Origin of the sequence: Pedobacter sp. GSP4 (assembly GCF_051857575.1) — a bacterium.
In the GTDB taxonomy this organism is placed as follows: domain Bacteria; phylum Bacteroidota; class Bacteroidia; order Sphingobacteriales; family Sphingobacteriaceae; genus Pedobacter.
On record NZ_JBPZIR010000004.1, the window covers coordinates 370,683 to 382,885 of the forward strand.

At 41.8% G+C, this 12,203-nt stretch carries 7 protein-coding genes; 4 read left to right on the forward strand and 3 right to left on the reverse strand.

What is annotated here, in order from left to right; translation table 11 throughout:
- Positions 1 to 3 precede the first annotated feature (3 nt).
- From ACS5PU_RS12460 to ACS5PU_RS12475, 4 genes are all read left to right on the forward strand, one after another.
- Positions 4 to 1,035 carry a glycoside hydrolase family 43 protein gene (locus ACS5PU_RS12460; RefSeq protein ID WP_439459496.1) on the forward strand — a complete coding sequence of 344 codons (1,032 nt, stop codon included), beginning with the start codon at positions 4 to 6 and terminating at the stop codon, positions 1,033 to 1,035.
- Between the two features lie 13 nt (positions 1,036 to 1,048).
- On the forward strand, positions 1,049 to 2,128 hold the full coding sequence (locus ACS5PU_RS12465; RefSeq protein WP_439459497.1) for a 1,4-beta-xylanase: 1,080 nt from the start codon (positions 1,049 to 1,051) through the stop codon (positions 2,126 to 2,128).
- Positions 2,129 to 2,424: 296 nt separating this feature from the next.
- Complete coding sequence (locus ACS5PU_RS12470; RefSeq protein WP_439459498.1) at positions 2,425 to 4,275, forward strand: glycoside hydrolase family 2 protein; 1,851 nt, start codon at positions 2,425 to 2,427, stop codon at positions 4,273 to 4,275.
- A 194-nt stretch (positions 4,276 to 4,469) separates the two neighbouring features.
- The gene (locus ACS5PU_RS12475) at positions 4,470 to 5,933 is read left to right on the forward strand and encodes a WG repeat-containing protein (RefSeq protein WP_439459499.1); all 1,464 of its coding nucleotides are present in this window, start codon (positions 4,470 to 4,472) and stop codon (positions 5,931 to 5,933) included.
- Positions 5,934 to 5,985: 52 nt separating this feature from the next.
- On the opposite strand, the gene ACS5PU_RS12480 is transcribed toward ACS5PU_RS12475, so the two are convergent.
- From ACS5PU_RS12480 to ACS5PU_RS12490, 3 genes are all read right to left on the reverse strand, one after another.
- A complete protein-coding gene (locus ACS5PU_RS12480; protein ID WP_439459500.1) occupies positions 5,986 to 6,807 on the reverse strand; it encodes an MOSC domain-containing protein in 822 nt (273 codons plus the stop codon).
- A 16-nt stretch (positions 6,808 to 6,823) separates the two neighbouring features.
- Positions 6,824 to 9,184, reverse strand: a complete 2,361-nt coding sequence (locus ACS5PU_RS12485; RefSeq protein ID WP_439459501.1) for a mechanosensitive ion channel family protein — start codon at positions 9,182 to 9,184, stop codon at positions 6,824 to 6,826.
- 192 nt (positions 9,185 to 9,376) lie between these two features.
- Positions 9,377 to 12,199 (reverse strand): carboxypeptidase regulatory-like domain-containing protein, encoded by a 2,823-nt coding sequence (locus tag ACS5PU_RS12490; protein ID WP_439459502.1) that lies wholly within the window; start codon positions 12,197 to 12,199, stop codon positions 9,377 to 9,379.
- Positions 12,200 to 12,203: the final 4 nt, after the last annotated feature.

Sequence of the window (12,203 nt, forward strand, 5' to 3'; positions counted from 1 at the left end):
ACAATGAAAAAAAGATTCTGGGTAATTTACATGTGCATGTTGTTTTCGCTGGCATTGAAGGCACAAGATTTTTCCAACCCCTTGCTGCCCGCTGGAGCCGATCCCTACAGCTATTTTAAAGATGGCTACTATTACTATACCCATACCAGTGGAAACCGCATTGAGCTTTGGAAAACAAGCTCCCTGGCCGGATTGAAAGATGCCGAGCACAAAACCATTTGGAAAGCCCCTGCAGCAAAGATGTACAGCAAAGAAATATGGGCACCAGAGGTGATGTTTTTAAGGGGCAAGTGGTATGCTTACTTTGCAGCTGATGATGGAAAGAACGAAAACCACCGCATGTATGTGCTCGAAAATGCTTCAGCCGATCCGATGCAGGGAGAGTGGGTATTTAAAGGTAAAATTTCCGATCCGACCGATAAATGGGCGATTGATGGAGATGTGATCGACTACAAAGGCCAATTGTACATGGTGTGGTCGGGCTGGGAAGGCGATAGCAATGGCAAGCAGGAAATATTTATCGCCAAACTTAAAAACCCCTTGACAGTAGATGGCGAACGCGTAAAGATTTCGACACCAAAATTCGATTGGGAAAAAAACGGCGATCTAGGCGGCGGTCAACATGTAGATGTTAACGAAGGGCCACAGTTTCTACCCCATGGCGATAAACTATTTATTACCTACTCGGCCAGTGGTTGCTGGACAGATTTTTATGCATTGGGCCTGCTTACTGCTGGTGCCAAAAGTAATTTGCTCAATCCCGCATCCTGGAAAAAATCAGACCAGGCTGTATTTCAAAAATCGGTAGAGAATGGGGTTTACGCGCCCGGACATAATTCCTTTTTTAAATCGCCAGATGGTACACAAGATTGGATATTGTACCATGCCAACGATAAACCGGGCCAGGGCTGTGGTGGTTTCCGCTCGCCAAGGGCACAACAGTTTACCTGGAATGCCGATGGTACACCAAACTTTGGCCCGCCGCTAAAAACAGGCTCATTGCTGGCAGCACCTTCAAATCAAAAGAAAAAATAAACAGATAATACAGATGAACTTTAAAAACTATCTTCTACTTTTTGCTTTCGCCTTTGGCTTAGTGCCAGGCTTTGCGCAGAAAAACAAAAAGGCAGCCCAACCGGCAAAAGTATGGTCGGTAGAAAAAGCAAATGCCTGGTATAAGGAGCATAAATGGTTAACCGGCGCCAACTACATCCCATCTAATGCCATTAACCAACTCGAAATGTGGCAGGCCGATACCTTTTCGCCCGATCTGATTGATAAAGAACTGGGCTGGGCCGAGGGGATAGGCTTTAACACCCTGCGCGTATTTTTGTTCAGTAAGGCCTGGAGCCAAGATCAAGCAGGCTTTAAAAAACGGATGGATCAGTTTTTAACCATCTCGGCAAAGCATGGCATTAAGCCAATGTTCGTGTTTTTCGACGATTGCTGGAATAAAACATCGGCTATTGGCAAGCAGCCCGAGCCCAAAACAGGCATACACAATTCGGGCTGGTTACAAGATCCGGGCGACCCCGCTTTTAAAGAAGAAGCCAATTTTGCAGAGCTGGAGAAATACGTAAAAGATGTACTTACCACTTTTGCGCACGACAAAAGGATTTTACTTTGGGATTTATACAATGAACCCGGAAACAGTGGTAAATTGGATGCCACCATACCATTGTTAACCAAAACCATCAGCTGGGCAAGGGCCGTAAATCCCGATCAGCCAATTTCTATCGGCCTGTGGAGCTGGGGTTTCGAAAAACTGAACGAAATACAATTGGCCAATTCGGATATTGTTACCTACCACAATTACGAAGCGCCAGACTGGCACCAACGCACTATCGATCTGCTCAAAGCAAGCGGCAGACCGTTAATCTGTACCGAATACATGGCACGCTCGCGCAATAGCCGTTTTTCGAACATCCTGCCGATGCTTAAAAATGAAAATGTTGGCGCCATTAACTGGGGTTTTGCAGCAGGTAAAACCAATACAAAATATGCCTGGGATACCCCACTTGCCGATGGTTCTGACCCGATTGAGTGGTTCCACGAAATTTTCCAGCCAGATGGTACACCATACCGTTTGGATGAAGTAAACCTGATTAAAAAATTAAACAATAAGTAAGCCGAGATAGTCGTCATTTCGATCCGATAGCTATCGGATGGAGTCTGCCGGTTTTTAGCGGTTGCGAAATGGAGAAATCTATTTGAACAGATTCCTCGACTAAGTTACACCTCGCTCGAAATGACGACCGCTTAAGGGCTGTCATTTATAGTGATTTTTTGCCACTAATTAACCTTAGGCCAACACCACCATCAGTCTAAAAAAACACAAATAAAAACCTGATTAAATAACCAATAAAACCGATCATCCAGGGCTGAGAATCTATTGATCGGAATGAAACACAAATTGAACTGATAATGAAAAAAACGTCTATTTTATTCGCATTGCTGGGGCTTTCGCTCTCGCTTTCTGCGCAACAGCAGACCGGTAAACCCTGGTCGGCTGTAAAAGGCAAAATATCATCCACCTGGGCCGATGAGGTAAACCCGAAAGCCGTTCTTCCCGAATATCCTCGTCCGCAGTTTGAGCGTACCGGAAACTGGAAAAACCTTAACGGCCTATGGGATTATTCCATTGCCGAAAAATCGCAGCGCCCGGCCATTAACCAAGGTAAAATATTGGTGCCTTTTGCGGTCGAAGCCTCACTTTCGGGTGTAGGTAAAACCGTTGGTAAAGATAGTTTGCTTTGGTACAAAACTACTTTTACCGTTCCTGCTAACATGAAGGGGAAAGACATTTTATTGCATTTCGGTGCGGTAGATTGGCGTGCAACCGTAAGCCTTAACGGTAAGGCGGTTGGTACACACGAGGGCGGTTTCGATCCTTTTAGTTTTAACATTACCCCATTTTTGGGCAAAGGCGGTAGCCAGACCTTAACTGTAGAAGTTTGGGACCCGACAGATGAAGGCCCTCAACCAAGAGGAAAGCAGGTAAAAAGACCCGAAGGGATCTGGTACACCCCCGTAACCGGTATCTGGCAAACCGTGTGGATTGAAGCGGTAAACAAATCGCATATCGACCACATCAAAGTAACACCCGATATCGACCAGCAGACTTTAGCCGTTACCCCGTTTTTAACAGGTGCTGCGGCAGGCGATCAGGTTAAAGTTTCGGCATGGGATGGAACTACAAAAGTTGCCGAGCAAACTGCCGAAGCCAATGGTACCATCAGTTTAAAAATTGCAAACCCTAAACTTTGGAGCCCAAAAAATCCATTTCTGTACGATCTTAAAGTAGAGCTGATTGCCAAAAACAAAAAGGTAGATGAGGTTAAAAGTTATTTTGCAATGCGCAAAACTTCCATCGGCAAAGATCAGAACGGTATTCAGCGCATGCTGCTCAACAATGAGTTTGTTTTTCAGTACGGTCCTTTAGATCAGGGTTGGTGGCCTGATGGATTATATACCGCACCAACTGATGCTGCTTTGAAGTTCGATGTGGATAAAACCAAAGAAATGGGCTTCAATATGATCAGAAAGCACATTAAGGTAGAGCCTGCACGTTGGTATTACTATTGCGATAAAGCAGGTATGCTGGTTTGGCAGGATATGCCGAGTGGCGATCTGGGCAACGGTTGGGAAAACCGTCCGGGTATTTTAGATCACGGATCAGATAAAAACAGAAGTGCAGCATCAGAAGGTTATTACAAAAAAGAATGGAATGCCATTATCGAAGCCCTTTACAATGTACCTTCTATCATAGTTTGGACACCTTTTAACGAAGCTTGGGGCCAGTTTAAAACAGTTGAAATTGCCAAATGGACCAAAGAAAAAGATCCATCACGATTGGTGAACACAGCCAGTGGAGGTAATTTTCATCCCGTAGGCGATATTATCGATCTGCATAATTATCCACACCCGGCCATGCCTAGTCCCGATTATTTTGGAAAAGAATACGCACTGGTTTTGGGCGAGTTTGGTGGACTTGGTCTGCCTATTGATGGCCATGTGTGGCAACAGAAAAACAACTGGGGTTACCAGAGCTTTAAAAACAAAACCGATCTGTTTAACAAGTATGCCGAGTTTACCAAACGTTTAGAGCAGCTAATCCCGCTAGGGCTTTCGGCCGGTGTGTACACACAAACAACCGATGTGGAAGTAGAAACCAACGGATTGATGACTTACGACAGGAAAGATGTTAAGTTTTCGGAAGCACAGATGAAAGCGCTGCACGATAAATTGTACCAGATTAAGGTGCCGGTAAAATAACCCGCCTTTTTAGCTTAAATAATAAATTTGATGAGCCCGGTATTTTTATCGGGCTCATTTTGTTTAAAGTATTTTTTAATAGTAAAAAACTTTACAAATACCCGTTAAAGGGGATATGCGATTTAAAAATACCGCAGTATTTTTGGGTAATTTTAAAATAACTAAACCCATCCCGCGATATATTGCGCTCTTTTATGAAAAATATAATTTATGCTTTCCTTTTTATTATGGTTACTTCCTTTTCTGCGCAGGCACAACTTACAGCTTTTAGCGATAAAGGTTTAATCGGCTTTAAAGATATAAGCGGCCGTGTAGTTGTTGCACCTAAATACGATAGCGTTTCCGATTTTAGCGAAGGCCTGGCCGCTGTAGAGCTAAATAACCTTCGGGGATACATTAACGGCAAGGGCCAGGAAGTAATCAAACGTAAATATTCAGGAGCATATAATTTTCAGGATGGACAGGCCGTAGTTTATATTTCCCCGCTTAAATTTGGCGTTATCGATACAAAGGGAAATGAAATTGTTTCTATAAAATACGATCAGATAGGTGAGCTTTTTGATGGTGTAAGGGTTTTTGAGCTGAATAAAAAGTTTGGCTTAATGGATAAAAACGGTAAAGAACTGTTTATAAGTTCATATGATCGTATTTATGGCTTCGCAAATGGCCTTGCCATGATCATTAAAGATAAAAAGATAGGTTTTATGGATAAATCGGGTAAGGTCGTTATCCCGGCAGTTTATGATGATGCAACCAATTTTTTGGGCCCAAATGCATTTGTGGAGAAAGAAGGCAAAATCTATATGATAGATGTTAAAGGCAATACCGTTAAAAACCTACCTTACGATAAATTGGGCTTTAGCAACCACAGTTTTGTAAATGTTAAATTAAATGGAAAAACCGGAAGATTGAATGCCTGGGGGAAAGAAATTATTCCGACTGTGTACGATGGGATTGGAAGGTTTAATTTTAAAGGACAGGCTACTTTTACAGCCAACAAAAAGAAAGGGCTGATTGATTCTAACGGTAAAATATTAATCCCTGCGGCCTACGATGAACTTTTTTCTTTCGGAAAGGCTAGCTATCAGGCTACTTTAGATGGTAAAAGCATAATTCTGGATACACTTGGAAACCAGGTTTCGCCGAACAGCTACGAAAAAATTGGTTATGATTACGAAGGGCTCTATCAGATGGTAAGCAATGGCAAATATGGTTTTCTCAATGGGGAAGGGAAGGAAGCCATTGCGCCAAAATATCAATTTGTGGGCGATTTTTATTACGGAATGGCGAGGGTTAAATTAAATAACCTGTGGGGTTTTATCGATAAGAGCGAAAAGGTGGTAATTCCTCTCCAATATACCTTTGTTACCGGATTTATCCTGTACCATGCGAAAATCAGGGTAGGTGAAAAGTGGGGAATGATAAACGATAAGGGCAAAGTGGTTATCGAACCGATTTACAGCGATCTCGGTTTCTTTTCAGCAGGAAGGGTAAAGGTTAAAATAGATGGGAAATGGGGCTTTTTAGACGAGACGGGGAAATTGGTGGTTCAAAACCTCTATGCCGAAGTCGAGGATTTTGACGAGGGAACAGCTATGGTAATACTCGATGGTAAAAAAATCAAAATTGATAAAAACGGGAAGAAAGTAGAAAACTAAGCCAATCATATTTAAACCCAAAAATCACAAATAGCCATTTTGGGAAAAAGCCTTATGGGCTATCTTTCCAGGTTTCAACCCTTAATTCGTCGCCAACTCGGAGTATACCTAACTGGTGGTGCAGCAGGTTTTGCCCAAACATAATTTTCTTTCCAATGGTGCGGTAGGCAGCCAATGTGCGCAATGGTTCTTGCCCTTTCTCGCCGCTTTGCTGGTCAATGGTAATCAGTACGCACCGGGCACAGGGTTTTACGGCCGAAAACAAGGTGTGGCCAATGTAAAACTGTTTAAAGCGGTCTTCTATGTGTGCTGTACCTCCAGTAAACACCAGGTTTGGCCGAAAACGGTCCATACGTATCTCTTCTGCTAATTTTTCATTCAGGCCGTTAAGTGATGACTGCCCGATAAGCAGGCAAGGGTAACCATCGGCAAAACTTACAATTTCGCCCGCCGAAGCATATTCCTGATCAACCATCCGTTTTTCGCTCTGCGGCATTTTGACCAACCTGACCTTAAACTTTAAAAAATCAGAAAACCATGCGCTCACCGTTTCACTTACTTCGAGGCCAGTGGCGCTATCATTCCAGATTACAACAGGAAAAGTTGTGCCGGTATTTTCTTCCAATCCAAAAGATATCTGCTTCTCTGGCTGTTTTTTATGTGAAACCACCAATCGTTCATCCACAACGGCTACCTGCAAGAGTGCCAGTTCAAAATGTTTTCGTTGGGTAATAAAAATGCCCGTTTCATCTACAAGCATCCATCTTCTATCGTATTGCAGGCCCCGTTCTTCTAACTGTGCCTGTTTAACACTAAAGCCACCAAGTGATTTGATGGGGTAGATGTTGATCTCTGAAAGAAAAAACTGATCCATGTTATAACTCGTTCTATTATAAAATTTCAATATTCTTTTGCTCAAATGCCTCAAATATCTGCGCATTAACCAAACTTCGGGTAAGCTCGGCCTTCGAAATATCTTTACACCAAAAGTAAATGTTAATGGTGCTGTTCAGCTTGCTTACCGGACTAATCATAATGATTGGATCTTTACTGGTAAACACATTGGTATTGGCTACAATAATCTCGTGGATGAGGCTCACAACTTCTGTAGAATTGAAAGGTTTGGCAATAGATAAAGTAATATCCACACGCATCTGGTTATTGCTCAGTGTCCAGTTGATGATGTTGTTCGATAAAATAGAGCCATTTGGGATAATAATTTCTGCGCCCTCATCGCTTAACAAAGTGCTCGAACGCACACCGATTTCTTTTACACGGCCTTTTTTATTGCTCAGCTCCACTATATCACCTATTCTGATTGTCTTATCAAAAATCAGGATAATACCAGAAACAAAGTTGCTCACAATGTTCTGAAGCCCCAATCCAATTCCAACCCCAAGTGCACCTAAAATAACGGTAATCTTATCAATCGGAAGACCAGATGCGGCAACCGCCAGTAAAAAACCGCCGATCAATAAAATTAATCTGGTTACCAATAGTTTAGAGCGTTCGCCTTTGTTATCGTCAAAACTATCATCGCCTGTATCGCCAAAAAAGTAAGCAATGTATTTCTGTAAAAAGTTGGCAATCCAGATAATGCCCAGAAAGAGTACAATGCCGCCAAAAGTAAAAGAGAAACTGCCAATGATCCTTTTTTCGGTAAGGATTTCCATAACCGATTCGTAAAGGCCATTAAAAATATTCAGGTTGGTGGTAAATATCACAAACCAGATTATGGTGGCGCCAATTCCGGTTAGCCTTTTAAGTCCGGTAATAACGGGTTGCCAGTCAAAATACTCAGGAAAACCCTTGCGTATCCTGCTGCTTTTCATCTGCAACAAGAAAGCCTCTACCAGTACCTTGGCCAAAATGGTTAACGATATGGCATTTAAAAGTGAACTTACCCCTGTTGAGTAGAAAATCTGTGTCAGTGTAAAACGGCCAAACAAGTTACAAAACGTAGCAATAATGGCAAATGCGGTATAAATAAAACCTGTAGCCACAATCATCCGGTAGCGTTTTGTCTTTTCATCAAGCATTTTCCAAACCATTAGGCCATACACTACCGAACTTACCGTTAAAAAAAGCAGAAGCCAGCGCTGGTACCTTGGTGGCATACCCAATAACCGCAGAAAAACAGGCGCAAGTAGCAGTACAACAAATATGCACCAGTAAAAAAACAACTGCTTACTTAATTTTTTGCGGAAAAATGCCGTAAGTAAAATGGCCAGGATAATCTGCACCGATTCTATGTAAAGTGCCGGCGCCCTGAGGTCAAAAATAGGGGCCAGTGTAAAAAGCGTAATAAAGGCAATGAGGTAGGGCTGTGGACTGATCAGCGAAAAGCCATCCAGGGTTTCTAACCGGCCGCGCTGTTTAACACTTCTGAAATTAAAAAATACCCAAAAGAAAAATAAGGCGCAGGTAAAGAGCAATAACAAACGGCTGCTCCTGGTATACACAAAATAGTAACCCGAAATTTCGCGTTCGCCGTTGATAAACCTTCTAAAGCCCATGCTTTTGTTTGCCGAGCGGTTTACCGATTCCCAAAGATAGCGGCGTTCTTTGCCAAAGGCCTTGATGCTCACCGCATCCAACTGATTATCGGTGAGGTACATCAATTCTTTAATATTGATCAGGTTTGTAGAAGTTCTCGCCTGTAGGTTATTAATGGATAAAGTAGTTGTTTTGAGTAAACTATCCATCACCACACGCTTTTTCTTCAGTTCGGCAAACTGATCTTTAAAAACCATGCGCAGGGCAGGTTGGGTAAACATTTTAACCAATACGGTATCTTTCCGCAGGTTAAGCAGCTCTGTTTTGAGTGCCCTTAATTCTTTTTCATAGGCCTCCAGGTCCAATAAGCAATCTTTGTTATTGCTCTGTAATTCTTCCAAAAGGGTTTGGTCCATCTGCAGGTTTTGCAGGTTGGTGCTGCGGTCGGCTCGTGTTAACCGGCTCTTTAGCAGCGCAAGTGCGGCCTCATCCTGGGTTAAATGCCCGGCTATGGGTTTAAGCTTTTTAAAAGAAGATACCGTTACCGGAACTTTATTGACTGTTTCAAATACTTTTTCTAAATGTGCCAGATAATCGCCCTTGGTGAGGGTTGCAGAATCGCTCAGGATGGCTACGTCCTGGCCATTGCCGGCAGGTTTCTGGCTTTGTGCAAAAGTGGGCGCTAAACAGTAAAAGGTTAAGCATGCAATGATGGTAAGACGGGCACTTATGCGGCAAAAACTTTTTGTTGTCATTTTCTGTAATCGGAAGATATCGTTTCGTACCTAAAGCATCGGCGCTTTCGGGCTGCCCAAAAATAAGTAATAGAATTGTGATAAAGCAATTTATGGATAAATGAAGAAACAGCGCTTTTCCGAATACGATGGAATGAATTTTATTAGCAAAAAAAATGAGGTAGAATTTAGCTTACCTCATTTCTAAAATGCTTATTTCTTTGCTGCATTATTGCCAAACTTACGGGGGTAGTAAGAGAGGGTAACCATAAAATATTGCTGTAGTACATTTTTGGAGCTTGTGGTAAAGCTGTTTACACCGGCAAAATTAAGTATGCTCTGGTTTTGGCGCAATAAATCCAGAGCCGAAAATTTAACCTCGGCATTGTTGCCTTTCGTAAAACGGTAGGTTGCGTTCGCATTCCAGATAATGAAATTAATGCTTTCGCCTACCGAAGGATTGTTGTTGTTGAAGTTGACGTTGCTGCTCAACGACAACTTTTTGGTAAAATTATAGTTGCTGCTGATGGCAGTGGTTAGGTTAAGGTTTTTATATTTTGTACCTAAAGCAGTTTGTTTAGATTGGCTGGTATTAATGCCCTGCGAAGCCTCAATGCCCAATTTATCTTTATACGTAAAATTGGTAGATATGGTGTTGTTGGTAGAAAAGTTGTTCGAAAAATTAAACAGCGTATTGGTAAAAGTTGGGTTTTTGTTAAAGTTAAAAGCAGTAGAGTAAGACAGTTGCAGCTCGCTGGTTTTGAATTTTATCGATTTACGGATGTTTCCACTAATGTTGGCATATTTATTACCGTTTGCATTGGTTAAGTATACCGTTCTTCTGTTTTGCTGATCGATAAAAGTACTGTCCACAATATCATTGTCTACAATACCGGCAGAGCCATAAAAACCAAAATTTAAAGTGTTCTTACTTTTCTGGTCGTAATGGTTAAAGCTGATGTTGATAGAGCGGTCCAGTTCTTCTTTTAGGTTAATATTACCCCTTTGCAGGTTATACAGGTTAGTGCTGTCAGTTAATGGGGCAAGTTGGTAAATGGTAGGGATGCGCACCGTAGTGCGGTAATTTAAATTTACGCTTTCCTGATAACTGCCCGTTTGCATGTTCAAAGCATTAATAGATACGCTCGGAACAAAATTGGTATAACTGCGTTTTAGGTTCTGAAAAGAACGGTCTGATTTGTTGTTTTGGTTAATGTACTGTTGCGCAGCAGTAATATTGATTGTAAGGTTCTTATAATAACGGTTGCTTAAGTTTTTGTAGAACGATTTGCTTAAAGTAATTCCCGGGGTAAAATCGGTTACATTGGTTTTTAAGTCGTTAGATAGATAAGCGTTCTGTTGATAGCGGTTGTTTACAAAATCTTCAATAAAATTGCGTTCCTGGTTAGTGGCAAGGTTAAGTTTTCCGTTAATTTCAGCATCAAAACCGCTCAGGTTTTTCGTTCCGAAAAACACGGATTTTAAATTCGGGATCCCTACATTGATGTTCTGCGATAAATTTTTGTTTTTGGTTTGGTACCTTCTGTTAAAATCCTGGTTATTCGCACTGTTTAATATATCCCTAAAAGCGGTTATTTCTGTTTTGTAATTATCGCGGTTAGCTGTGGTCAGGTCGTAGCTTACATTAAAGTTTTTAAAGCGCTGTTTCCAGTTGTTGTAATTGTTATAACTATAATTTGCCCTCAGCGAGAAATCGTTGCTGGTAAAGTTGTTCTGGCTCATGCCATTGTTGGTACTGGTAAGCTGGCGTGCATTATTTTCGGCACTTCTGATACTCGCACTGGTGTTTTCGCCCTTTTCTGTATTAAACGATTCGCTCAGATCAAGTCTATGGCTTTTTTTATAATAGTTGTAAATCGAATTAAAGCGGTGCCTATCGCTGGTGTTAAAAGAAGTGGTGCTGCTGTTGGAGTATAGCTGGTTCTGATCGTTAATGGTGGTAATGGTCTGCTGATCGCCAATATTGGAAGATTCGAGGTTCTTAAAATAATAATCGGCCGTAAGCGAACTTTTATTGTTCCATTCCTTACTGTCGGGCGTAAAATTATAGATCATCTGTGCTCCCGCCACATTTCCCTTGTTCAGCCCCGGTTGCCTGAAATCTGATTGGTACTCAACCGATGTTCCAACGCCCTTATAGGTACTGTTGCGGATCAGCGTATTAATATCGTTGGGTATTTTGTTTACATCGTTAGAAGCGCCGATAACCGAAAGCTGGAGCTTGGGTGTGCTAAAATTCAGGTTGCCATCAAATTGGTAATGCTTATCGGTACCATAACCTGCACTTATTTTACCAAAATAAGATCGGTCTTTGCCTTTTTTCAATTTTAAATTGGCTACCAGGTTGCTATCTAAAGGTTTATTGCGGTCGGCAGTGTTAAATATCTGGATTTTCTCTAAGGCATTTTTAGGTATGTTTTGCAGGGCCACTTTATTATCGCCCCCAAAAAACTGCTTGCCATTAACCGTAAGCTGTTTTACCTCCCTGCCGTTTACGGTTATAATGCCATCGCCCCATACGGTAATGTTCGGTACTTTTTTTAACAGGTCTTCAACAGTTGCATTCGTATCGAGCTTAAACGCAATAGCATTAATTTCTAAGGTATCGTTATTGTAGCTAATGGGCGGAACCGTAATGGTAACCTCTTTCAGGTTCACATCCTGCGGATTGATGATAACCGTTTTGAGGTCGAGCAGGGTTTGGCCTTTTGGGATGGTAATGTTTTTTTGAATGGTTTGATAACCTACATTGCTGATATCCAGACGTAATGGCTGTCCAATGGGCAGGTTGCTGAATTTAAATTCGCCGTAATTGTTGCTCAGCTGATAGTTGATTACCGTATTATCGGCTTTGTAGATAGAAACGGTAGCTGCTTTAAGCACATAATTATGGACCGTATCCCTAACAATACCTTTTACGGTACCAGAAGGTGGGGGAGCAGTTGCAGTTTGGGCAATAGAATGCCCTATTCCCAAGCAAAAAATGCTGAGTAGGAGTAAAAAATGAGCGCGCATAATT